The organism is Bradyrhizobium sp. TM102, from assembly GCF_009176685.1.
Classification (GTDB): domain Bacteria; phylum Pseudomonadota; class Alphaproteobacteria; order Rhizobiales; family Xanthobacteraceae; genus Bradyrhizobium; species Bradyrhizobium ottawaense.
Genome location: NZ_AP021855.1, coordinates 6,822,537 through 6,844,819, shown reverse-complemented (window position 1 = coordinate 6,844,819; position 22,283 = coordinate 6,822,537). Strand labels below are relative to the sequence as shown.

At 65.5% G+C, this 22,283-nt stretch carries 19 protein-coding genes; 6 read left to right on the top strand and 13 right to left on the bottom strand.

What is annotated here, in order from left to right; all coding sequences use genetic code 11:
- Positions 1-183: 183 nt before the first annotated feature.
- The 3 genes from GDN70_RS32305 to GDN70_RS32295 form a co-directional block, all read right to left on the bottom strand.
- Complete coding sequence (locus GDN70_RS32305; RefSeq protein ID WP_038971048.1) at positions 184-492, bottom strand: sulfite:cytochrome C oxidoreductase subunit B; 309 nt, start codon at positions 490-492, stop codon at positions 184-186.
- 13 nt (positions 493-505) lie between these two features.
- Positions 506-1,705 carry a molybdopterin-dependent oxidoreductase gene (locus GDN70_RS32300; protein WP_038971047.1) on the bottom strand — a complete coding sequence of 400 codons (1,200 nt, stop codon included), beginning with the start codon at positions 1,703-1,705 and terminating at the stop codon, positions 506-508.
- 323 nt (positions 1,706-2,028) lie between these two features.
- Positions 2,029-3,762 (bottom strand): adenylate/guanylate cyclase domain-containing protein, encoded by a 1,734-nt coding sequence (locus tag GDN70_RS32295; RefSeq protein ID WP_152103527.1) that lies wholly within the window; start codon positions 3,760-3,762, stop codon positions 2,029-2,031.
- 400 nt (positions 3,763-4,162) lie between these two features.
- Here GDN70_RS32295 and GDN70_RS32290 point away from each other — a divergent pair, with 400 nt between their 5' ends.
- Positions 4,163-5,680, top strand: coding sequence for a glycosyltransferase family 39 protein (locus tag GDN70_RS32290; RefSeq protein WP_050995706.1), 1,518 nt, complete (start codon positions 4,163-4,165; stop codon positions 5,678-5,680).
- 114 nt (positions 5,681-5,794) lie between these two features.
- Here the strand turns inward: GDN70_RS32290 and GDN70_RS32285 are convergent, their stop codons facing one another.
- Positions 5,795-6,823, bottom strand: a complete 1,029-nt coding sequence (locus tag GDN70_RS32285; protein WP_028140408.1) for a YcjF family protein — start codon at positions 6,821-6,823, stop codon at positions 5,795-5,797.
- Positions 6,820-8,289, bottom strand: coding sequence for a YcjX family protein (locus GDN70_RS32280; RefSeq protein WP_152103526.1), 1,470 nt, complete (start codon positions 8,287-8,289; stop codon positions 6,820-6,822). Before GDN70_RS32280 ends, GDN70_RS32285 begins: the two co-directional genes overlap by 4 nt.
- A gap of 178 nt (positions 8,290-8,467) precedes the next feature.
- Here GDN70_RS32280 and GDN70_RS32275 point away from each other — a divergent pair, with 178 nt between their 5' ends.
- Together GDN70_RS32275 and GDN70_RS32270 are read left to right on the top strand one after the other, a co-directional pair.
- A complete protein-coding gene (locus GDN70_RS32275) occupies positions 8,468-9,163 on the top strand; it encodes a hemolysin III family protein (RefSeq protein ID WP_038948223.1) in 696 nt (231 codons plus the stop codon).
- A 53-nt stretch (positions 9,164-9,216) separates the two neighbouring features.
- Positions 9,217-10,011: an SDR family oxidoreductase gene (locus tag GDN70_RS32270; protein ID WP_038948224.1), complete on the top strand. Its 795-nt coding sequence runs from the start codon at positions 9,217-9,219 to the stop codon at positions 10,009-10,011.
- Positions 10,012-10,204: 193 nt separating this feature from the next.
- On the opposite strand, the gene GDN70_RS32265 is transcribed toward GDN70_RS32270, so the two are convergent.
- Entirely contained in the window at positions 10,205-10,660 is a 456-nt protein-coding gene (locus tag GDN70_RS32265) for a MarR family winged helix-turn-helix transcriptional regulator (protein ID WP_049801853.1), read from the bottom strand.
- Positions 10,661-10,735: 75 nt separating this feature from the next.
- On the opposite strand from GDN70_RS32265, the gene GDN70_RS32260 reads away from it, so the two are divergent.
- A complete protein-coding gene (locus tag GDN70_RS32260; RefSeq protein ID WP_038972742.1) occupies positions 10,736-11,512 on the top strand; it encodes an SDR family NAD(P)-dependent oxidoreductase in 777 nt (258 codons plus the stop codon).
- A 153-nt stretch (positions 11,513-11,665) separates the two neighbouring features.
- On the opposite strand, the gene mdlC is transcribed toward GDN70_RS32260, so the two are convergent.
- The 3 genes from mdlC to GDN70_RS32245 form a co-directional block, all read right to left on the bottom strand.
- On the bottom strand, positions 11,666-13,294 hold the full coding sequence (gene mdlC / locus GDN70_RS32255) for a benzoylformate decarboxylase (protein ID WP_152103525.1): 1,629 nt from the start codon (positions 13,292-13,294) through the stop codon (positions 11,666-11,668).
- A 153-nt stretch (positions 13,295-13,447) separates the two neighbouring features.
- The gene (locus tag GDN70_RS32250; RefSeq protein WP_197742266.1) at positions 13,448-14,662 is read right to left on the bottom strand and encodes an ABC transporter substrate-binding protein; all 1,215 of its coding nucleotides are present in this window, start codon (positions 14,660-14,662) and stop codon (positions 13,448-13,450) included.
- Between the two features lie 36 nt (positions 14,663-14,698).
- A complete protein-coding gene (locus tag GDN70_RS32245) occupies positions 14,699-15,610 on the bottom strand; it encodes an alpha/beta fold hydrolase (protein WP_050995704.1) in 912 nt (303 codons plus the stop codon).
- A 125-nt stretch (positions 15,611-15,735) separates the two neighbouring features.
- On the opposite strand from GDN70_RS32245, the gene GDN70_RS32240 reads away from it, so the two are divergent.
- On the top strand, positions 15,736-16,254 hold the full coding sequence (locus GDN70_RS32240) for a MarR family winged helix-turn-helix transcriptional regulator (protein WP_240536470.1): 519 nt from the start codon (positions 15,736-15,738) through the stop codon (positions 16,252-16,254).
- Positions 16,255-16,382: 128 nt separating this feature from the next.
- Here GDN70_RS32240 and GDN70_RS32235 read toward each other — a convergent pair whose 3' ends face one another.
- From GDN70_RS32235 to GDN70_RS32225, 3 genes are read right to left on the bottom strand one after another with little or no spacing between them, the layout of a single operon-like run.
- On the bottom strand, positions 16,383-17,234 hold the full coding sequence (locus tag GDN70_RS32235) for a MaoC family dehydratase N-terminal domain-containing protein (protein ID WP_152103524.1): 852 nt from the start codon (positions 17,232-17,234) through the stop codon (positions 16,383-16,385).
- Between the two features lie 15 nt (positions 17,235-17,249).
- On the bottom strand, positions 17,250-18,353 hold the full coding sequence (locus tag GDN70_RS32230) for a CaiB/BaiF CoA-transferase family protein (RefSeq protein WP_038948231.1): 1,104 nt from the start codon (positions 18,351-18,353) through the stop codon (positions 17,250-17,252).
- Positions 18,354-18,363: 10 nt separating this feature from the next.
- Positions 18,364-19,533 (bottom strand): acyl-CoA dehydrogenase family protein, encoded by a 1,170-nt coding sequence (locus GDN70_RS32225; RefSeq protein ID WP_018317224.1) that lies wholly within the window; start codon positions 19,531-19,533, stop codon positions 18,364-18,366.
- 125 nt (positions 19,534-19,658) lie between these two features.
- On the opposite strand from GDN70_RS32225, the gene GDN70_RS32220 reads away from it, so the two are divergent.
- Positions 19,659-20,579, top strand: coding sequence for a LysR substrate-binding domain-containing protein (locus GDN70_RS32220; protein WP_028140398.1), 921 nt, complete (start codon positions 19,659-19,661; stop codon positions 20,577-20,579).
- A gap of 299 nt (positions 20,580-20,878) precedes the next feature.
- Here GDN70_RS32220 and GDN70_RS32215 read toward each other — a convergent pair whose 3' ends face one another.
- Positions 20,879-22,153, bottom strand: a complete 1,275-nt coding sequence (locus GDN70_RS32215; RefSeq protein WP_028140397.1) for a cytochrome P450 — start codon at positions 22,151-22,153, stop codon at positions 20,879-20,881.
- Positions 22,154-22,283: the final 130 nt, after the last annotated feature.

The following is a 22,283-nucleotide window of genomic DNA, read 5'->3' as shown; positions in this document are numbered from 1 at the left end:
CGAGATCTCGAACCGCCAGTCCCCGCCAACCGGCCGGTTCGGTCCTAACAGGATACGCGGAATGTGGCCGGCTTGGTAGCTCAAACCACATCGGCCTTTCGCCGAATTCCGCTCAACTTCGCGGCGTTTTTGCCGGTTTTGCCCGTTTCGCGGTCAAATGGCCGGCGTGCTGCGCGCTGTCCGTCAATACGTCGCCGCCAGATAATCGACGATCTTGCCGACATCCGCATCGTCGATCGGTGCGCCATAGACCTTGATCATCTTGGTCACCTCGGCCTGCCAGAAGCCCTTCTTGTCCTTCATCGGCGGCTGCGTCTTGACGTAGTCGGCCGAGTGGCAGGCGCTGCAATTGCCCTGGACGATTTCGAGATTGGGCCCCGCCTTGAAGGCGGCGACCTCGTCCGGAAGCTGGTAGTTGACGGGCGCCGCGGTCACGGCCGTCAGGCCGGTGGCGAGGGCGAGCGTGACGGCGAGGAGAGCGGTGCGCTGCATGGTCATTCTCCTTTCAGGCCACGGTGACGCGGACGGTTTCGACGACGTTGCGCAAGTATCCCGCCGGGTTCCAGCGCGGCGTGTCCGGCTGCGTCTCGCCGCCATTGCCGGTGGCGCGCACCTTGAGCTCAACGCTTCCCGCCGCAAGCTTCACCGGCAGCTTCCATTCGCGGAACGAATATTTGCCGAGATCCTTGCCGAGCTTGGCGCTCACCCAGGTCTTGCCGCCGTCGGTGGAGACCTGGACCTCCTTGATGCCCTTGCCGCCGTCGAAGGCGATGCCGCGCAGGGTCACAGCTCCCGCCTTCAGCTTGGCGCCATCGGGGATGCTGGTGATGAAGGAGCGGATGGTGAAACGGTTGATCGGGATCGTCGCCTTCGGTGCGGTGCCGGGCTCGATCGCGTTATCAGGCGTATCGGGAATGCGATAGGCGGACTTCATCCAGAAGCCGTCATAGACGTTGTCGATGACGGTGATCTCGTTGAGGTGCTTGACCCAGTAGGTGCCGTAATAGCCGGGCACGATCAGGCGCAGGGGGAACCCGTTGAGGAACGGCAAATCCTCGCCGTTCATGCCATAGGCCAGCATCACCTCGCCGTCACTGGCGTGAGCGATGTCGAGTGCCTTGACGAAGTCAGGCGTCTTGTCGCTGACCGGCCCGTCCATGCCGTTGAAGGTGACCTGCCTGGCGCCGCTCTGCACGCCGGCCATCTCCAGCACCGCCTTCAACGGCACGCCGCGCCAGCGCGCATTGCCCATGGCGCCGTTGGCGAGCTGGCCGCCGGCGACGCGCGGCTCGAAGAAGCCGCGGCTGTTGCCGGAGCACTGGTTGACGGCGACGATCTCGGTCGCCTTCATCTTCCTGATGTCCTTCAGTGAAAGTTTCAGCGGCTTGTCGACCTTGCCCTTGACCTCCAGCGTGAACTTGTCGGGGTCGAGATTGTAGGGCAGGTCCGAGAGGTGATAGCGGACGAAGAACGCATTGTTCGGCGTGATCGGGCCGTCGTTGAAGATCGCGAACGGCGTCTCGAGCTGCGGCGGCCGGCTGGTCAGGCCGATCATCGGCCGCTTCTGCGGGTATTTCACCAGCGGCCGTTCGCCATTGGCGAAGGGCAGGGTCACGGTGTCGAGTGCCAACGCCCTGGTGGCATTCAGTGTGGCCGCCATGGCGGCAAGCCCCGCTCCTTTGAGCAGGTCGCGTCGATCGAACATCTGGTCCCCTCCCGGAGCTTTTCGTTGGCTTGCGGTCATCACCGCGAGCCGCGCTCATCTGTCGCAACGATTTGAACGAAGTCAATTCGTGCTTTCGCAGCAGGCCCATGCCGCTGCGTTGCAGCAGGCCGGTGTTACGGAGACATGCATGTGGCCAAGTTCTCACCGCGGCGGCGGTGTGCTCCCTCGTCCCGCTTGCGGGGAGAGGGTTGGGGTGAGGGGGAGTCTCCGCGAGGGAGGAAGCAGTTGGACTCGCGGAGAGTCCCCCTCACCCGCCGCGCTGCGCGCGTCGGCCTCTCCCCGCAGGCGGGGAGAGGCGAACATCAGGCCGCGACGCGCTCGCTTCGATCGACCAGGGCTGCCAGCTCCCGCGCATCCGCGACGACGCGCACGGCCATCGGCTCGTCGCGGCCGCGGATCGCGACCTCCTGTTGCGGCAGCGTATCGTCGGCGAGGCCCGCGGTGCCGCGGATTTCGTCCGAGACGATCGCCTCGCAGGCCAGCGTCTTGGTCATGTCCTGCAGGCGGGCGGCAACGTTGACGGCATCGCCCAGCGCCGTGAAGACGATGTGATCGCGATAGCCGATGTCGCCGATGATGACCTCGCCGCCGTGAATGCCGATGCCGAAGCGGATCGGCTGGCGAAGATCGTGGCTCAGCAGCTCGTTCAGTTCGTCGATATGGGTGGCGATGCCGCTGGCAGCCTTCAGCGCCTGCCGGCAGGCGGTTTGCGGATCGGCCGTGAGTCCGAACAGCGCCAGCATGCCGTCGCCGACGAACTGGTTCGGCTGGCCGCCATTCTCGATCACGGCCTGCGACACCGCGCCGAGGAAGCGGTTGACGATGAAGACGGTATCGAACGGCAGCCGCTTCTCGGCGAGCTGGGTCGAGCCGCGCATGTCCACGAACAGGCTGACGAGATAGCGCTCCTGGCCGATCCTCGCCGGCGCCGAGGCCTGCGCGTTGGCCGACGACGTTTGCGGGGTGAAGAGCTGGAAGAAGGAGAGATCCGACGTCGGCCGCAGCTGGCAGGCCAGCCTGATCGAGGGGTCGTTGGTGCCGACGCGGGTGAGCACGAAGGCCTCGCGCTGCGACGGCTCGGGCAGGACGCCATGATCGCCGATGACGCGGATGCGGCAGGTCGAGCAGCGGGCGCGGCCGCCGCAGACGCTGGCATGCGGCAGATTATGGCGCAGGCTCGCTTCCAGCACGGAGAGACCCTTGGGAACCCGCACCGTCTTGCCGTTGCCGTAGGACAACGCGATCATGCCGCCGCGCCGCTCGCGCCAGGCCCGCACGCCGCGTGCCGCCAGCGCCAGGCCCAGCAGCCCAAAATAGGTGACGGTGAAGGCGCCGGTGATGCGATCGAGCGTGTTGCCTTCCGCGACCGTGCCGACCTGGCGTCGCGTGAGATTGTGCGTGCGCCATTCCCCGTCATCGGCCTCGATCGCGACACTGCGGCCGCCCTGGTAGATGCCGAGCAGCGACAATGTCGGGACCAGCACCGCGGCGGCGAGCAGATAGGGTGCGGCGCGCGTGAAGAACGGCTTGAGGCGGAGCCAGAAATAAATCCCGATGCAGCCGTGCACCCAGGCAATGAGAAGCAAGATCGTCATCTGCCAGAGCCGGCCCGGCGCCGCGACGAAGAACAGATAGAGCTCCTGCGGATAGAGCTTCTGGTGATCGTACAGCGTGTAGCCGAGCCGCACCCCGACCACGTGCCCCATGATCAGTGCGGGGATGCTGAGGCCCAGCACGAGCTGAAGCGGCTCGATCGTCCGCCAGCGGAACTGCCGGCGCTGATACAGCGCGTAGATGCCGAGCCCCATATGCGTGAGCGCGGCGGTGTAGAACACGATCGAGACGGGGAGGAACTGCCAGAAGACGGTGTGGTAGTAGACCCCGGCCTCCATGGCCTCGACCGAAATATTGCCGAGCGCATGGTTGAGGAAATGGCTGATCACATAACAGAACAGGATCACGCCGCAGACGAGCCGCACCTGCCGCACGCTGGTCCCGCGGACGAGTTCGGAGATGGATGCAGCAGCGGTGGCCATGATTCGGTTGTATCAGTTCATGAAGGAGAACAGCCAGCGTAGCGGTTAATTCCCGATGTGGACAGGTTCGGGGATCACATGCCCGGGAAGGCGCCTCACACTCCGCCGTCGTCCCGGACAAGCGCGCCCTAAGCGCGCCGATCCGGGACCCATAACCACAGGGTCGGGTTTGGCGAAGACTCGTGGTTACCAGCTCGTGCCATAACCCCTCCCTGTGGTTATGGGTCCCGGGTCTGCGCTTCGCTTGCCCGGGACGACACCTATGTCTGGACAGCCGACATTGACTCCCCCTCCCAGGTTGGCGAAAAGCGCGGCCGTGACGACATCCCCTGATATCACCGTGTTTCCCCGTGGCGCCGCGCGCCGGCCCCTCGTCATCGCCGTGCTCGTCATCGCCGCGATGACGCTGCTGCGCATCGTCTACGCCGGCGCGATCGAGCTGCGCACCGACGAGGCCTATTACTGGACCTGGTCGAAGGAGGGCGCGCTCAGCTTCCTCGATCACCCTCCGGGCATCGCCTGGCTGATCCGTTTCGGAACCGCGATCTTCGGCGACACCACGCTCGGGGTCCGTTTCGGCGGCATCGTCGCGATGCTGGCGACGCAGCTCCTGCTTGCCGACGTCGTCCGCCGCCTCACCCATGATGTGCGCGCCGTATTGTTCGCGGTGCTGATGCCGGAAGCCGCGCTCTATTACGGCCTGCTGATGGCCAAGGTCGCGCCCGATGTCGCCATGATCCCGTTTGCGGTGGCAATGATATGGTCGCTGGTGCGGCTCGCGCAAAGCGGCGACGGACGCTGGTGGCTTGCGGCCGGGTTGTTCGCCGGCCTCTCGATGCTGTCGAAATTCACCGCCATCATGTTCGCGCCGGCGGTTGCCGCCTTTCTGCTGGTGCCGGATTGGCGTTGGCGCTGGCTGCGCAGTCCTTACCCTTATCTCGCGGTGCTGGTCGCAATAGCCGTGTTTTCGCCGGTGCTGGTCTGGAATGCGCAGCACGATTGGGCCTCGTTTCGTTTCCAGGGCGTACGCGCCACCGCCAATTACGGCATCTCGCTGCGGACCATCGGTGACTTTATCGGCCTGCAGTTCGGCCTGGTCGGCTTCGTCATGCTGCCGGTGGTGCTGACCGGGCTGGTGCTGACGGCATGGCGCGGCTATCGCGCGCGCGAGCCCGTTGGAATTCTCTTGTCGACGGCGGTGCTGGTGCCGTTTCTGTATTTCCTCGCGAAGTCGACCACGCTTCGGGTCGGCGACACCTGGCCGATGTTCATGTGGCCGGTCGGTTTCGCCGCGGCCGCCGTGAACCTCGCGGCGATGGCGAAGGAGGATTGGTCGGCCCGTATGCTGAGATCGTCGGTGTTCTGGGCCAAGACAGCCGTCGGCTCGGGCATCGCCTTCGTCGTCATCGTGTTCCTCTATTACGTCGCAGCGCCCTGGAATCTCCTCGGCAAGATCGATCCGATCGGCGCCGAGGCCGGCTATGAGCAGGTCGCCGCGCGGGCGCAGGCCGCGCTCGACGAGACCGGCGCGACCTGGATCGCCACCACGGACTATCGCACCTACGCGATGATGCGCTGGCTGTTCAGGGGCCGCGTGCCCGTCATCGAGATCAACGAGCGCGGCCGCTTCCAGGATTTCCGCGATCCCGGCCTGGACCGGATCAAGGGCCATGCCGGCATCTATGTCGGCCGCGAGCCGGACGATCGTTCCTCGCTATGGGAGAACATCCCAGCCAAGCGCGAGCAGCTCGGCGAAGTCGAGCGCCGCTGGCGCGGTGTTCTCGCGGACACCTATGTGATCGAAAAGCTCACCGGCTGGACCCCCGAGCTGTCGCCGTCGAAGGATTCGCCGCTGTTTTGGTGGAAGGTGCTGGCTTTCCTCTCCCTCTCCCCGCTTGCGGGGAGAGGGTTGGGGTGAGGGGGACTCTCCGCGGGGGAGGTGACAGTTGAACTCGCGGATAGTCCCCCTCACCCGGATCGCATCTGGCGATGCGCTCCGGCCTCTCCCCGCACGCGGGGAGAGGCGAAGAAGCTACGCCTCGTCGTCCTTCTTCCGCAAGAGATCCGTCGCGAGATCCGACAGTTTGGGCGGCGGCAGCGCGGCGAACGGCAGCGGACGCGTGACGTCGATCGCCGCCAGGCCCAGCCGTGCCGTCAGCAATCCGTTCAGCACGCCTTCGCCGAGCCGCTGTGACAGCTTTGCCGCGATGCCGTGGCCGAGCATCTGCTGCACCAGGCTGTCGCTCGCGGCCATGCCGCCGGTGATGGCGAGGTGGGCGATGACGTGGCGGAGCAGTCGGATCATGCCGAGCGCGCCGGGGCGCCCGCCGTAGAGATAAGCGAGCTGGCGGATCAGGCGCAGCGCGGCGACGAACACGAACAGCACGTCGATCGCCGCGCGCGGGCTCACCGCGGTCACGATCGAAACCTTTTGCGCGGCTGACGACACCAGACGCCGCGCCTCCGCATCCAGCGGAGACATCAACTCGCGTTCGGCGAGCCGGATCATGTCGGCGCCGTCGATGATCTCGCCGGTGTGGCTCTCCAGCGTCGCGCGGGCGCGGGCGAGCTGCGGGTTCTGGTGCGCGATCTTGAGCAGATCCTGCACGATGACGCGGCTCTCCTTGCGGTCGTCGCTGGCGAGCACAGCGGCGGCGCGCGCATGCAACTGCTCGATCGTCGCCAGCCGCGCCAGACCGACTGCCTCGCGGCCGATCACCACCGCAAGCGCAAGCGCGGTGACGAGCGCGAAGGCGAGACCGACATAGCCGAGCGTTTCGCTGCGCGCGAACAGGTCTTCGATCAAATGCACCACGCCGAGCCCGGTGCCGAGCAGCGTCAGCCCGGCGAGGCCCGACCAGAACAGCGTACCCCAGGGAAAACCGCGGCGCGCCGGCAGCGCCGCTTGAACTGGGACCGGAAGCGCCAGGGGATCGGGCTCCGGCGTGATCTGGATGGTGGCGCGGCTGAGCCGGCTGGTCTCGTCGGCTTCGGTGACGACGACGCCGGGATCGTCGAGCCGGAACGTCGCCGGCCGCCGTGGCTTCGATCGGTCGTTCATGCGAGCTTGTCTCCGATCAGGAACTGCAAGGCACGGTCGAGGCGAATGTGAGGCAGCGTCGGCGGCTCGGAGCCTTCGCGGTCGAGTGTGGGCGGGCGGAAGCGCAGGAAACGAAAGTCGCTTGTCCCGGCGGTCTCGGTCGCGAGGCCGCGGAACGCGGCATTGCCGTTGAACAATGGCTCGGGATCCAGGGGCAGGTCGCCCGGAAAGGTCGCAACCTCCGTATTGCCGTCGAAGAATTCGCCGCCAGCGCTCTCGCCCGCGGCCGGTGTTCCAAGGATCGACGGCAATTTGTCGCGGCCGCGCGCGACTTGAGCCTCTCTCGTGGCGCGCACCGCGGCGAGCGCCACCACGTCGATCGCCGCGCCGGTATTTTCCGCGCGCGCAACGGCGCCCGAGACGGCGCGGCGCAATACGGCCTCGAGCCGGTCGTGGCTGGAATGGTGCAGATGGTCGGCCTTGGTCGCTGCAAACAGGATGCGATCGATGCGCGGACGGAACAGGCTGGAGAGGATCGTGCTGCGGCCGATGTTGAAGCAATCGAGAATGCCGGCGAGGGCTGCTTCGAGATCGTGCAGCGCCTCGGGTCCGGAGTTGAACGCGGACAGTGCATCGGCCAGCACGATCTGGCGATCGAGCCGGGCAAAATGATCCCTGAAGAACGGCCGCACCACGACGTCCTTGTAGGCCTCGAAACGGCGCACCATCATCGCCCACAGCGACCCATCCGGCGCCTGGCCGCCTGCGGGCACCTCGAGGGGCGCGAAGGTCAGTGCCGGGGAGCCTGCGAGATTGCCGGGCATCAGGAAGCGGCCGGGCGGCAACAGGCTCATCGCGAAGCGCTCGTCGCGGCAGGCGCGCAAATAATCGGTGAAGAGTTTTGCGGCCGTCAGCGTCGCTTGCTCGTCCTCTCGCGCGTCGGGCTTGAGCGTTGCCAGATGCGCGTGCCATTCGCCCGCAAGATGCGCGCGCGGCGCCTCGCGCGACAAGACCAGGCTCTCCGCCGACCATTGCTCGAAACTCTTCTGCAGCAGCGGCAGGTCGAGCAGCCACTCGCCGGGATAGTCCACGATGTCGAGTGTCAGCGTGCGGTCGGCGCCGTTCGGGCGCTGATAGTCGATGACGAGCCTGAGCTCGCTGATGTCGACGGTCGAGTTCGGCCAGCGGCGCTCCTCGATCAGCGCGCGCAGATGGCTCTCATAGGCAAACCGCGGCACGGCATCGTCGGGCTGCGGCGCCAGATGCGCCCGCGCGATCCGGCCCGAGGCGTAAGCGTCGAACACCGGAAACCGGCCGCCGCGGGTGAGGCCGTGGATCAGCGCGGTGATGAACACGGTCTTGCCGGCCCGCGACAGGCCGGTAACGCCCAACCGCACCGTCGGGTTGAAGAAGTGCTCGCCATAGTCGATCAGCGCCTGCGCGGACAAGCGCGCTTCTTCGACCATATCCTGGAAACTGAATGCCATATGAACGTTAGTGGATCGGGGGCGGCGGGACTGTGTGACCGATCACAAAAGTGGCAATTGCGTGAAGAAAATCAAGCTCCATACTTCCACCGTCTTTGTCGGAAAATCAGCCGTTTGAACGACGCGCCGATCCCGAAAGACCCATACAAGAGGACATTGCCTCATCTTGCGGATTGCCATGACCGTCTTCCAACTGAAAGAGTTCGCCTCCACCTCCGTCCACGCCGCAGCCGACGTGATGGGCTGGAATTACGACCGCGCCGAGCTGATCGCCGACGGAATCATCCACGCGATCGGCGTCCTCTCCGGCCTCATCGCCGCGACCGTGCTGGTGGTGCTGACGGCGATCTATGCCGATGCGACCGACATCGTCGGCGTCTCGATCTATGTCGCCGGCCTGCTCTCGATGCTGGTGCTGTCGGCGACCTATAATCTCTGGCCGGTGTCGCCGGCCAAATGGCTGCTGCGGCGGTTCGACCACTCCGCGATCTATCTGCTGATCGCGGCGACCTATACGCCGTTCATCCTCGAGGTGAAGGACAGCGGATTCGCGCTGGTGCTGCTCGCCGGCGTCTGGTGCGTCGCCATCCTCGGCATCGTGCTGAAGCTCTTCTATCCCGGCCGGTTCGACCGCGTCTCGGTCGGCATCTATCTCGCGATGGGCTGGAGCGGCGTGATGCTCTACGACGCCGTGGTCCGGGCGCTGCCCGCGCTGGTGCTGGGCTTCATCCTTGCGGGCGGGCTGCTCTACAGCTTTGGCGTGATCTTCCATGCCTGGCGGCGGCTGCGTTTCCAGAATGCGATCTGGCACGGCTTTGTGTTGGCCGGCGCGGCGTGCCATTATACCGCGGTGCTCGACCTCATGTTGAGCTGAGCAAGACCCAGGGGGTCTTCCAAGAAGCAGTATAAGACAAGAGGAGACGTCGCATGCAGGTGACCGGCAAGGTCGTGGTCGTCACGGGCGGCGCAAACGGCATCGGCAAGGCGCTGTGCGAGGCGTTTTACAATGCGGGCGCAGCCAAGGTCGTCGTCGCGGACATGGACGCCGCCAATGCGCGGGCGGTCGCGGCCATGGTGGATGGCGCGGCCTTCAAATGCGATGTCGCGCAGGAGAAAGACATCTCGCACGTCATTGAGGAGACCGAGCGGCAGTTCGGCCCCATCGCCCTGTTCTGCTCCAATGCCGGCATCGGCGGCGGCTTCGATCCGATGTCGGTCAATGCCGGCGGAGCCTCCGACGAGCCGTGGCAGCGCAGCTGGGCGATCCACGTCATGGCCCATGTCTATGCGGCGCGGCATCTGATCCCGCGCATGAAGGCGCGCGGCGGTGGCTATTTCCTCAACACGATCTCGGCCGCGGGCCTGCTGTCGCAGGTCGGCAGCCCCGCTTATTCCACCACCAAGCACGCCGCGGTCGGCTTTGCCGAGAATCTCGCGATCTCGCACAAGGCTGACAACATCAAGGTCTCGATCCTCTGCCCGCAGGGCGTCGACACCAACATGCTGCGCTCGATCCCGAAAGGCCCGCAATCCGGCGACGGCGATCTCACGCCCGAGCAGGTCGCGAAAGACGTGCTCGCCGGCCTCGAGCAGGAGACGTTCCTGATCCTGCCGCATCCGCAAGTGCTCGGCTATATGCGCAAGAAGACCGAGAATTATGATCGCTGGATCGGCGGCATGGCCAAGATCCAGGCCAGGATGCGGGAGGATTTCGCGAAGTAGCCGTGAGGTCGGTGCTATTGAGGCACACTCGCGCCAAACACTCGCTGTCGTCCCTGCGAAAGCAGGGACCCATAACCACAGGGAGAAGTTTGGCGAACACTGGTAGATGTTCTTGCGCGCGGTACTGACACCTGCGCTTTACGGATAAATCACGCGGTATGGGTCCCTGCGTTCGCAGGGACGACACCGGTGGTTACCGAGGCAACGTCTCCTCCCCCCGGCTCTGCCTGAGCGCCCGCGCATAGAGCATCATGCCCTCGCGCACCGTGCGCTGTTCCGCCGCCGTCAGCGCCGCCAGCGCGCCGCGCACCTGTTGCCGGCCGAACGCGTGCAGCCCCTCCAGCGTGCGCCGACCCTTCGCGGTCAGCGACAATAGCTTGCTGCGTGCATCATTCTCATCCGGCGTCTCCCTGAGCTCGCCGCAATCGATCAGCTTGCGCACCAGGCGGCTGACGCTGGATTTCTCTAGCCGCAGAAAATCACCGAGCTCGCCTGATGTCATCGGGCCGCGGATGCCGATCTCCAGGATCGTGTGCACGGCCGAGGGCGGATAGTCCGAGGCCGCCACCGTCGCATCCATGAAGCCGAGCTCGCGCACCATCAACCGCGAGGCGGCGCGAATGTCGTCGATCAGCGCAAGCTCGGCCATCTTGACTCCCGGCATATAGTTGTATCATACAACTATATGTGCGCAACGGCGCGCGCAAGCGTTTTGGAGTTGACCATGAGCGGAGCTTTGCCGACGGGGACGCGGATGACGGGTAAGGTTTGCCTGGTGACCGGCGGCGGCAGCGGCATCGGCCGCGCCACCGCTCTGCGGATGGCGTCCGAGGGTGCCGAGGCGATCATCGTGGCGGGCCGGCGCGAGGCCGAGATCGAGGCGACCGCCGCTTCATGCCGCGAGCTCGGTGCGGAGGCGATCGCGCTCAAGACCGACATCACGCGCGAGGACGACGTCGCGCGCCTCGTCCGCACCGCCATCGAACGTTGCGGCCGGCTCGACGTCGCCTTCAACAATGCCGGCTTCCAGGAGCGCCGCGCGCCGCTGGAAGAGCAGGGCACTGATATCTACGACAGCGTGTTCGACACCAATGTCCGCGCGCTGTTCCTGTGCCTGCGCCACCAACTGCCGGCGATGCTGGCGCAAGGGCGCGGCAGCATCGTCGTCAACGCTTCCGTCAGCGGCGTGCGCAATCCCAATCCCGGCTTCTCGCTCTATTCGGCCTCGAAGGCCGCCGCGATCTCGCTGACGCGCTCGGCCGCGCTGGAGAATGCCCCGCGCGGCATCCGCATCAATGCCATCGCGCCGGGCCGCGTCGTCACCGACATGATGCTGCGCGCCGGCGTCGGCGACATCGCAACGGTGAGTGCTGGCCTGCCGCTGCGGCGGATGGGGAGCCCGGAGGAGGTGGCGGAGGCCGTGGTGTGGCTGTCGTCGGATGCGTCGTCGTATGTCGTCGGGCACGTGCTGGCGGCGGACGGGGGATTTCTGGCGTCGTAGTTGGCAGCGGTGGTGCGGCAAACTCGATGTCGTCCCGGCGAAGGCCGGGACCCATAACCCCAGGCAGTAGTTGTGGCACCAAGCTGCCCACTACGAGTCTTCGCCAAACCTCTCCCTGTGGGTATGGGTCCCGGCCTTCGCCGGGACGACAACTCAATGCTTCTGCCCGTAGAGCACCGGCACCGCCGAATCCACGACGACCTCGACCAGGCTCGTCCCCTCAAACGCCATCCCGCGCTTCAGCGCCTTGCCGAGCTCAGCCGCCTTCGTCACCCGCACCGCGTGACATCCCATGCCTTCGGCGAGCCGGACGAAATCGATCCCCGGCAGCTCCAGCCCCGGCACATTGCGCACCTGCATGACCTGGCTGAATGAGCGCATCGCGCCGTAGCCGGAATTGTTGATGACGACGATGGTCAGCGGCAGCTTGCGCTGCGCGGCGGTCCACAGCGCCTGGATCGAGTACATCGCCGAGCCGTCGCCGATCAGGCAGACCGTGCGGCTGTTCGGCTTGCCGAGCGCCATGCCGACGGCGGCGGGCAGGGAATAGCCGAGGCCGCCGCTCGCCATGGTGTAAAAACTGTCCTGGCCGCGCATCGGCATGAACTTCTGCATCGCCGGCCGGTGCGAGGGCACTTCCTCGACGACTGACGCACCATCCGGCATCGCCTGCGACAGCGAATGCAGCAGGAATTCGACCGGCAGCGGATCGGCGGCTTGCGGCGCCGGCGGCAGTGTGCGGCCGTTCGGCGTGGCGCGCTTGCTCTCCGGCAGCAGGTCGAGCAGCGTGCTCAGTGCCGGCTTCATGGTGGCGATGATGCTGGTGCCGACGGGCGTCACAGCCGCCGCATCCGGGTCATCCGTGATCTGAAAGATCGTCGTGCTACCATCGAAGATCGCGGCATGGCCCTCGACATGGAAGGTGAACACGGGCGCACCGATCACGACGATGAGATCATGCTCACGCAGTGCGTCGGAGAGTTGCGCCGGCGAGGCATGCAGGAAGCCGGCGAATTGCGGATGCCGCTCGGGGAACGAGCAGCGTGCCGAGAACGGGCTGACCCAGACGCTGGCCTTCGCCTTCTCGGCGACGCCCACCATCAGGTCTACCGCGCCGGCGCGGTCGACGCCGGGGCCGACGACGAGGGCAGGGTGCTTTGCGGAACCGAGCGCGGCGACCAGTGCCTTCATCGGCTCAAGCTCGGGGCCGATTTCCCGGCTGACCTTGCGCGCCTCGGACGGCGCGCAGGCATGCGCCCAGTCGTCGATCGGGATCGACACGAAGGTCGGCCCGCACGGCGGCTGCATCGCGGTGTAATAAGCGCGCGCGATCGCAGCCGGCACGTCCTCGGGCCGCGCCGGCTCGACGCTGTATTTCACGTAAGGCCGCGGAAACTCCGACGCGCGCTCGGCATAGAGGAAGGCCTGCAAGGGCAGGATCGAGCGCGCCTGCTGGCCCGCGGTGATCACCAGCGGGGTCTGGTTGCGATGCGCGGTGTAGATGTTGCCGAGCGCGTTGCCGACGCCGGCGGCCGAATGCAGATTGACGAAGCCGGCATTGCGGGTCGCTTGCGCGTAACCGTCGGCCATGCCGACGGCGGAGGCTTCCTGCAGCGCCAGCACGTAGTCGATGTCATCGGGCCAGTCGCTCAGGAACGGCAGCTCGGTTGAACCAGGATTGCCGAACACTTTTGTGATGCCGAACGAGCGCAGCAGGTCGAGCGTCGCCTGCTTGACGGTGACGGACTTGCTTTTTGTCGCGGCGGGCTTGCGGGACGACATCGGACGGCTCCCCTGATCTTCTTGTGTTCCGTCGCCGTGCCGAGCATGAGCGACGATTTGTCCGCCTTGGCCTTTGAGCACAGGCAAAAGCAACCTACCTCTCGGTGGATTGCTTGGCGAAGTCAAGATGAGGCTGCGTGTGATGCTGGGGCGCTAGCGCGTGGCGCCCTTGACCAGTGGGCACTTGCTCTCCGAGAGCGGCCACGCGGTCTGTTCCGATGGAATCGGACGCACGATCTCCAGATAGTCCCAGGGATATTTCGACTCCGAAGGCTTCTTGACGCGGGCCAGATACATCGTGCGTGTCACGCGGCCGTCTTCGCGCAGCGTCGCGCCCTGCGAAAAGATGTCGTCGATCGGGATCGCGCGCATGGCGGCGGCGACCCGCTCGGCGTCGTCGGTGCCGGCCTGGGTGACAGCCTTCAGATAGTGCCGCACCGCGCCGTACACGCCGGCATGCAGCATCGACGGCGGCGCGCCGGTCTTCACCATGAACTCCCTCGACCAGGCGCGCGTCGCCTCGTTCATGTCCCAGTACGATGCCGTCGTCAGATACGTGCCCTGTGCGGCTTCCAGGCCCAGGGTGTGGATGTCCTGCAAGAACAGGATCATCGCCGCAAGACTTTGCCCGCCCTTCACGATCCCGTACTCGTTGGCCTGCTTCATCGCATTGATGGTGTCGTTACCGGCATTGGCAATGCCGATGACCTTGGCGCCGGAAGACTGCGCGGTGAGCAGGAACGAGGAGAAATCCGGCGTGTTGAGCGGATGGCGGACGGCGCCCAGCACTTTGCCGCCGGCCGCCGCGATCACGTCGCTGGCGTCTTTCTGCAACTGCTGGCCGAAGGCATAATCGGCGGCGAGGAAGAACCACGTCGTACCGCCGGCCTCGACGACTGCCGAGGCCGTTCCGTGCGAGACCGCGTAGGTGTCGTAGGTCCAGTGCACGCCGAACGGCGAGCACTGCTCGTTGGTTAGTGCCGTCGTGCCCGCGCCGGAATAGAGCACGATCTTCTTCTTTTCGCGCGCGAGGCCCTGGATCGCGAGCGCGACACCGGAATTCGGTACGTCGACGATCGCATCCACGCCCTCGACATCGAACCACTGGCGGGCAATTCCGGTGCCGATGTCGGGCTTGTGCTGATGATCGGCTGAGATCACCTGAACCGGCTTGCTGAGCACGGTGCCGCCGAACTCGCGAACCGCCATCTCGGCGGCAACAAGCGAACCCTTGCCGGTGACATCAGCGGTTACACCAGCCATATCGGTCAGGACGCCGATTTTGACGACGCCACCCGAGACTTCCGCCTGTGCCGCAATCGGAACGATCAGCGCGATCAGGGCCGCGCCGAGCAGGTTCGATCTCATCTTCATCTCCTCCTGATCTTCTCGTGTCTTGTCGGGTCAGCAGCCGGCCGCATCGAGCCAATCGAGGACCAGCGCGGCGAGATCATCGCTGTTGTCCTCGATCATCATCATGTGGCCGTTGCCGGTGATGCCGCGATCCGGCAGCCAGATGAAGTCGGCATCGAGATAGGCCGCGGTCGCAGCGTCCACCTCGCGTGGATGACGCGGATCGAGCTCGCCGGTGACGATCAGGATGCGATGGTTGCCGAGTCTGTTGAGATCGCCGACGCGGAGGCCGCGTCCGCCGATGTTGAAGCGCTCGTTCAGGATACGCGGGCTTTCGGGCACGATGGACGCGAAATAGTGCTTGAACGCATGTTGCGGAAATCGCGATGTGTTCGCCCAGGAAGAAGCGGCGAATTCGGCGTTCAGCCGGACGGGCCGATCCTCGGCGGCATGCACCGGCCGACCGGCGCTGGCGTCGTCGCGTAGCGCTGCAAGCGCGGCCGGATCGTCGGGCAGATCCTTCAGCAAATCGGCGGGCGGGCCCGGCGCGATGCCGACGACGGCGCGGACCAGATCGGGCCGTCGCTCGGTCATCCACCATGCCATCGGCCCGCTCGCGGAATGCACCAGCAATACGGCGGGGCCGATCTCCTCCAGCAGTGCGAGCAACGAGTTGGCGACGTCGGCGCTGCCAAGCGTCGGAAAATCCGCCCGCTGTGGCGAGCGGCCATGGCCGGGCCAATCAGGCACGAACACATGGCGGCCGGTACCTGCGAATCGTGGCGCCCAGCCCGGCCGCAGATCAGGCGTCGCCATGTAGCAGGCGCCGGTGTGCGCAGCGCCATGTACCATCACGACGGGCGTCCGCTCGGTTCCGCCTTCGGGCGGTCGGACGTGATCGACATAGATCGGATGCACCTCAGTCCCTGCGTAGAAGCACGATGGCCCCTGCGCGCGCAGCAAATGCCTCCGTCGCGCGGACGCGACGGGTCCCGCCTTGTTCACAGCCGGCGATCTCCCAGAGTTCTGTTCTATTCCGCTGCGATGTTAGGATGAGATCAATCCGAAAGGCAATGAGAAAGTCACATATGAGACGATCTAGCAAAGACGCGACCCGGCCCAATTCAGGGGAAAGCGCCGACCGCGCCAGGGACGTGCTCGGCGGCACCGAAGTCAGGATCGCCTACAAGATGGGTTACGTCCTGAATTTCTACCGTGAGCCGTCGTTTCGGAAGATCGAGATGGAGCTCGGCATCACACGTCCGGAGATCGTCACGCTCATCTTCCTGAGTTTTCGCGAGGGCGTGACCGCCAGCGAGATCTGCGAGTTTTCCGGTCATCTCAAGGCCAATATCAGCCGCGGGATCATTGCGCTGGAAAAGAAGAAGCTGTTGCGTCGCGACGTCGACAAGAACGACAATCGCCGCCAGCGTCTGTATCTGACGCCAGCCGGACGCACGCTCTATGCCAGATACATCCCCACCTTGCGCGAGCGCGAACGGGCGATGCTGTCATGCCTCAGCGTGTCCGAACGCAAGGTGTTCGAAGGTCTGCTCGACAAGCTGGCCGAGCATGTCCCGCAGTGGACGGCGCTCGATGAACTGTGAAGGGCGCGCTCCTGGCGGCGTCATGCCGGGGGGCGCGAGGCGAACCCGGAATCTCGCGATTCCCCGGTGCGCAATTTGCGCACCTGAGGTCCGATCCTGCGGACCGCCCCGGAACGACGGGACGTCCCTCACCAAACCGCCGTGCCCTTCATCGTCGGCTGCCCTTCCGCATTCGCGGTCCACAGCTCCATGCCATCAGTGGTCTCGTTGGCGTTGACCGAGAACTCCGTGCCCTCGAACAGCGGCTGCAGGCCGCGATAGGTGAACTTCTTCGGCGCCTCGCCGCCGTGCAGCTTCGCGGCCAGCTCGATGATCAGCGCGGCCTGCAGCGGGCCGTGGAAGATCAGGCCCGGATAGCCCTCGACCTTGGTGACGTAGTCGCGGTCGTAATGGATGCGGTGACCGTTGAAGGTCAGCGCGGAATAGCGAAACAGCAGCACGGGGTCGGAGACATGGGTCTCGCGGTGCTGCGCCTTCGGCGGCGGAGGCGGGGCCTTGGCGCCAGCCGGCGCGCTGCTCGTCATCTCGCGATAGACGATGTCCTGCCGCTCGCGAATGGCGACGCCGCGCGGCGAGGAGATGCTGTGCTCGACCGAGACGAAGCACAGCGTGCCGGTCGAGCCCGTCTTGACCTGCACGTCGGCGATGCGCGAGGTCCGAGTCGATTCATCGCCGACCTGCAGCGGCTGCAGGAACTCGATCTCGCCGCCGGCCCACATCCGGCGTGGCAGCGGCACCGGCGGCAGGAAGCCGCCGCGGGTGGGATGGCCGTCGGGCCCCAGCATCGACATCGGGAACACCGGCTGCGCCAGGCACCAATGCACCGTGAACGGCGCGGCGTCGCCTCTCCTGGGCTCGCCGACCTCCTGGAACAGCGTCGCGCGCAGGCCCATCACGAGCTGCGCGGTGACGATGTCGGTGGCCTCCGTGCTGCGGCCGATCCATTGCCGCAAGTGATCGATGTCGAGCTTCTCGGTCATGACGCCTCGCTCTTCTTACGTCTTGGACTTTGGGTTTTCGCCGATGGCGGGCACAGCGCCGTAAGCGCGCGTTTCGCCGACGACGATCGGCGCCGGCGCGGGATAGCTGACGCGTCCCTGCGGCGTGTCGACCTCGATGCGGCGCAGATGCGGGTGGTTGGTGAGGTCGGCCATGGTGTTGACCTCGGCAAAGGCGATATCGGCATCCGACAGCCGCTTGAGCAGCTCGTCGCGCGTCATCTTGCCGAAGATATCCGCCACCGTCGTATCGGTGAAGTCGCGGTTGCGCACGCGCTCGACCATGTTGGCGACGCGGGGATCGGCGGGCAGATCGGGTTGATCCAGCACCTTCGCGCAAAGCGTCCTCCACTCGCGCTCGCTCTGGATCGAGATCAGGATGTCCTTGCCGTCCTTCGACGTGAACACGCCATAGGGCGCGATCGAGGGATGCCGCAGCCCCATGCGCTTGGGCGGATTGCCGGCTTCGGAGTTGAGCAGCGGCACGGTGCACCAGTCCGCCATCACGTCGAACATGGAGATGCGGATGTCACAGCCCTTGCCGGTACGCCCGCGCCCGATCAGCGCCTCCAGGATCGCCGCATGCGCGGTCGCGCCGGTCGCGACGTCCACGATCGACATGCCGACGCGCGAGGCGCCATCAGGGTTGCCGGTGATCGAGGCCAGGCCGCTCTCGGCCTGGATCAACAGATCATAGGCCTTGCGATGCGCGTAGGGACCTTCGTCGCCATAGCCGGTGATCGTGCAGGAAATCAGCTTCGGATAGTCCTTCAGCAGCCGCTCGCGCGAAAAACCGAGCTTGTCCATCGAGCCCGGCTTGAGGTTCTGGATCAGCACGTCGGCGCTGGCGATCAGCTTCTCCAGCTCGGCGCAGCCTTCTTTCGTTGCGAGATCCACCACCGCCGATTGCTTGCCGCGGTTGAGCCAGACGAAATAGCTGCTCTGGCCCTTGGCCGCCGCGTCATAGCCGCGGGCGAAGTCGCCTTCGGGCCGCTCGATCTTGATCACCTCCGCGCCGGCATCCGCCAGGCGCGAGGAGCAGAACGGCGCCGCCACCGCCTGCTCGACCGCAATCACCCTGATCCCGTCCAATGCTCCCATGATGACGGCCTCAGTACGAGCGCGGCATGCCGAGCACATGCTCGGCAACGAAGGAGAGCACGAGGTTGGTCGAGATCGGCGCCACCTGATAGAGCCGCGTCTCGCGGAATTTGCGCTCGACGTCGTATTCCTCGGCGAAGCCGAAGCCGCCATGGGTCTGGATGCAGGCGTTCGCCGCCTCCCAGGACGCATCCGCCGCCAGCATCTTGGCCATGTTGGCCTCCGCGCCGCAGTCGAGCCCGGCCTCGTATTTGCGCGTGGCTTCCTTCACCATCAGTTCGGCCGCGCGCATCGAGGCATAGGCCTTGGCGATCGGGAACTGGATGCCCTGGTTCTGGCCGATCGGCCGGCCGAACACGCTGCGCTCCTTGGCGTAGTTCGTCGCCTTGGCGATGAACCATTTGGCGTCGCCGACGCATTCGGCGGCGATCAGGATACGCTCGGCGTTCATGCCGGAGAGGATGTAGCGAAAGCCCTTGCCTTCCTCGCCGATCAGATTCTCCGCCGGCACCTTCATGTCGGTAAAGAACACTTCGGTGGTGGCGTGGTTCATCATGGTGCGGATCGGGCGGATCTCGAGGCCGTTGTTCTTGGCCTCGCGCATGTCGACGATGAACACCGACAGGCCATCCGTACGCTTCTTGGCCTGCTCCTTCGGCGTGGTGCGCGCCAGCAGAACCATCAAATCGGAATGCTCGGCGCGGCTGGTCCAGATCTTCTGGCCGTTGACGATGTAGCTGTCGTTGCCGTCCTTGCGCGCGAAGGTTTTCAGCGAGGAGGTGTCGGTACCGCTGGTCGGCTCGGTGACGCCGAAGGCCTGCAGGCGCAATTCGCCGCTGGCGATCTTCGGCAGATATTTTGCTTTTTGCTCGGCGTTGCCGTGTCGCAGCACGGTGCCCATCGTGTACATCTGGGCGTGGCAGCCGCCGCCGTTGCAGCCCGCGCGCTGGATTTCTTCGAGGATCGCGGCCGCCGCGGACAGCTTCAGCCCCGCACCGCCATATTCCTCGGGGATCAGCACCGAGAGATAGCCGGCCGCTGTCAGCGCGTCGACGAACGCCTTGGGATAGGCCATCTCGCGATCGAGCTTGCGCCAATATTCGCCGGGGAACTGGGCGCAGAGCTTTGCGACGGCTTCACGGATGTCGGCGTAATCTTCGGTGTGGTGTTCTTCACTCATGGCGTTTCCAGTTCTTAGCGGCAGTTAAGATAACGCCGGCCGATCCTCAGGCGTTGTGAAAACAACGCCAACCCCCTATGCTCATTTGTTATAGCGTATGGAGTAGCCTTCCAGGATTGGCAAGCATGGATTTCCGGCAGCTCAGGACCTTCAGTTGCGTGGCGGAGCTCGGCAGTCTGAGCAAGGCCTCCGACACGCTGCGCGTGGCGCAGCCGGCGCTTTCCAGGCAAATCAAGCTGCTGGAACACGAGCTGCGCACGGAGCTTTTCACGCGCAACGGCCGCGGCATGGTGCTCACAGAGGCCGGGCGCCTGCTGCTGGCGCGCACCTCGGGCATCGTGCGTCAGATCGACCAGATCCGCGACGATATCCAGTCGTCCCAGGGGCCGCCGTCCGGCCAGGTCGTGCTTGGCCTGGTTCCAACCGTGAGCTGCGTGCTGTCGGCGCGCTTTGCGCGGCGCTGCGTCGAAAAATTTCCCGGCATTTCGCTGCGCATCGTCGAGAGCTACAGCGGCCATCTGGTCGAATGGCTGCATCGCGGCGAGATGGATCTCGCCATCCTCTATGGCCGCTCGGCCGATCTGCATCTCAACGTGGAGAGCCTGGGGCGCGACAACATCGTCGCGGTCGGCCCGCGCGGCTGCGGCCTCGCGCGCAAGAAGAGCGTCGACATCGGCTGGCTGCTGCGGCAACGGCTGGTGCTGCCCTCTCACTCGCACGGCCTCCGTGCGCTGATCGAGCACGCGGCCGCCCAGCGCAAGATCAAGCTCGACGTCCAGCTCGAGGCGGATTCGTTCCGCGTGCTGACCAGCCTGGTCGAGGAGGGGCTCGGCTTTGCACTGCTGCCGCCGTCGTCGGTCCACGGCGAGGTCGCGGACGGGCGGCTGGAAACCGCTGTCGTCTCCAAGCCGATGACGCGCGAGCTCATTTTCGCTTCTCCGATCGACCGCCCGGTCTCGACGGCCTCGCTCGCCGTCACGGCGCTTCTGCGCGAGGAAGTCGCCGCCTGCCGCAAGGAAGGCGTGTGGGATATCAAATTGAGTTAGATGCGGCTCGTGTCGTAGAACAGCCGCGCGCCGCCCGGCCATCGCATCTGGCGCGAGCTGTCATGCCGAAATTTTATAGCTGGGCTGGAACGCCAACATACCGCTCTCGTGCCCCGGACGCAGCGCAGCACGCCCGGCGATGCGAAGCATCGTCCGGTGTGTGATGCGCTGCAGAGCCGGGGCCCATGTTGCAGCGAGGCCGTTGCTTGCTGGGTCCCGGCTCTGCGCCGCACCGCTACGCGCTGCGTCCGGGACATGAGCGAAGAAGACGCTTCGCTCGCAATGACGGAGGTTAGAGCCTACCCCGGAATCCTCACCGGCAACGTCTCGTACCCCTTGATGAAGCTCGAATAGATCCGCTTGGGCTCGCCGACCACCTCGATGCGGTCGAAGCGCTTCAGCATCTCTTCCCAGACGATGCGCAGCTGCAGCTCGGCGAGGCGCATGCCGACGCAGCGGTGGATACCGAAGCCGAAGGAGAGGTGGGTGCGCGGGCGCGGACGGTCGATGATGAAGTCGTTCGGCTTGTCGAACATCTCCTCGTCGCGGTTGCCGGAGACGTACCACATCACCACGCGGTCGCCCTTCCTGATGTGCTTGCCGCCGATCTCGGTGTCTTGCAAGGCGGTGCGGCGCATATGCGCCAGCGGCGTCTGCCAGCGGATCACCTCGGGCACCATGGAGTCGATCAGCTCCGGATTGGCGCGCAGCTTGTCGTATTGCTCCGGGTTCTCGCTCAGCGCCAGCACCGAGCCGGTCATGGTGTTGCGCGTGGTGTCGTTGCCCCCGACGATGAGCAGGATGATGTTGCCCATGAGGTTGTCGGGGTCCATGTGGCGCGTGGCATCGTTGTGCGCCATCAGCGACAGCAGATCGTTGCGCGGTGCGGAGTTGACGCGCTCGTTCCACAGCTTTGACATGTAGGCGTAGCACTCGTCCATCTCGCGGCGGCGCTCTTCGGCGGAGGCGACGATGCCGCTCTTGGGCAGCGCGGTCGAAACGTCCGACCAGCGCGTCAGCTTGCGCCGCTCCTCCCAGGGGAAGTCGAACAGGGTCGCGAGCATCTGCGTCGTCAGCTCGATCGAGACGCGCTCGACGAAGTTGAAGGTCTCGTTGCGCGGCAGATTGTCGAGCACGGTCTGCGAGCGCTGCCGGATCAGCTTTGCCAGCTCGTCCAGATGTGTCGGCGTGAACATCGGCGACACCGTCTTGCGCTGCGACGAATGCCTGGGCTGGTCCATCGCGATGAAGCTCGGATAGTCGTAGCCTTCCGGCACGTCGCGGATCGAGATGCCGCCGAGCGTGGAGTCCGAGGAAAAGATGCCGTGATTGGTGTCGACATGCATGATGTCGTTGTATTTCACCACCGACCAGTACGGCTCGATCGGCGCGTTGGTGCAGTAATGCACCGGCTCTTCCTTGCGCAGACGCTCGAACCACGGCCACAGCGTGTCGTCCTGGAACAGCCTGGGCGCGCCGGGGTGGAATTGCGCCAACGGCGTCGCATAGGCCTCCTCGCGGGCCCTGCGCATGCGTTCGGCCTTGTCCACTTTAACCGGCGCTTGGATGTTCATCGTCGTGGCTCCAGTTGGCTCTTCCTTCACCTCGCCCCGCTTGCGGGGAGAGGTCGGATCGCATCGTTAGATGCGATCCGGGTGAGGGGGACTCTCTGCGATTCGGCTGTCGCCGTCTTCGGGGAGAGAG

What these genes read in the sequence shown, in the direction of transcription:
- GDN70_RS32305 (WP_038971048.1), bottom strand. Translation starts at nt 492, where the DNA reads ATGCAGCGCACCGCTCTCCTCGCCGTCACGCTCGCCCTCGCCACCGGC.
- GDN70_RS32300 (WP_038971047.1), bottom strand. Translation starts at nt 1,705, where the DNA reads ATGTTCGATCGACGCGACCTGCTCAAAGGAGCGGGGCTTGCCGCCATG.
- GDN70_RS32295 (WP_152103527.1), bottom strand. Translation starts at nt 3,762, where the DNA reads ATGGCCACCGCTGCTGCATCCATCTCCGAACTCGTCCGCGGGACCAGC.
- GDN70_RS32290 (WP_050995706.1), top strand. Translation starts at nt 4,163, where the DNA reads ATGACGCTGCTGCGCATCGTCTACGCCGGCGCGATCGAGCTGCGCACC.
- GDN70_RS32285 (WP_028140408.1), bottom strand. Translation starts at nt 6,823, where the DNA reads ATGAACGACCGATCGAAGCCACGGCGGCCGGCGACGTTCCGGCTCGAC.
- GDN70_RS32280 (WP_152103526.1), bottom strand. Translation starts at nt 8,289, where the DNA reads ATGGCATTCAGTTTCCAGGATATGGTCGAAGAAGCGCGCTTGTCCGCG.
- GDN70_RS32275 (WP_038948223.1), top strand. Translation starts at nt 8,468, where the DNA reads ATGACCGTCTTCCAACTGAAAGAGTTCGCCTCCACCTCCGTCCACGCC.
- GDN70_RS32270 (WP_038948224.1), top strand. Translation starts at nt 9,217, where the DNA reads ATGCAGGTGACCGGCAAGGTCGTGGTCGTCACGGGCGGCGCAAACGGC.
- GDN70_RS32265 (WP_049801853.1), bottom strand. Translation starts at nt 10,660, where the DNA reads ATGGCCGAGCTTGCGCTGATCGACGACATTCGCGCCGCCTCGCGGTTG.
- GDN70_RS32260 (WP_038972742.1), top strand. Translation starts at nt 10,736, where the DNA reads ATGAGCGGAGCTTTGCCGACGGGGACGCGGATGACGGGTAAGGTTTGC.
- mdlC (WP_152103525.1), bottom strand. Translation starts at nt 13,294, where the DNA reads ATGTCGTCCCGCAAGCCCGCCGCGACAAAAAGCAAGTCCGTCACCGTC.
- GDN70_RS32250 (WP_197742266.1), bottom strand. Translation starts at nt 14,662, where the DNA reads ATGAGATCGAACCTGCTCGGCGCGGCCCTGATCGCGCTGATCGTTCCG.
- GDN70_RS32240 (WP_240536470.1), top strand. Translation starts at nt 15,736, where the DNA reads ATGAGACGATCTAGCAAAGACGCGACCCGGCCCAATTCAGGGGAAAGC.
- GDN70_RS32235 (WP_152103524.1), bottom strand. Translation starts at nt 17,234, where the DNA reads ATGACCGAGAAGCTCGACATCGATCACTTGCGGCAATGGATCGGCCGC.
- GDN70_RS32230 (WP_038948231.1), bottom strand. Translation starts at nt 18,353, where the DNA reads ATGGGAGCATTGGACGGGATCAGGGTGATTGCGGTCGAGCAGGCGGTG.
- GDN70_RS32225 (WP_018317224.1), bottom strand. Translation starts at nt 19,533, where the DNA reads ATGAGTGAAGAACACCACACCGAAGATTACGCCGACATCCGTGAAGCC.
- GDN70_RS32220 (WP_028140398.1), top strand. Translation starts at nt 19,659, where the DNA reads ATGGATTTCCGGCAGCTCAGGACCTTCAGTTGCGTGGCGGAGCTCGGC.
- GDN70_RS32215 (WP_028140397.1), bottom strand. Translation starts at nt 22,153, where the DNA reads ATGAACATCCAAGCGCCGGTTAAAGTGGACAAGGCCGAACGCATGCGC.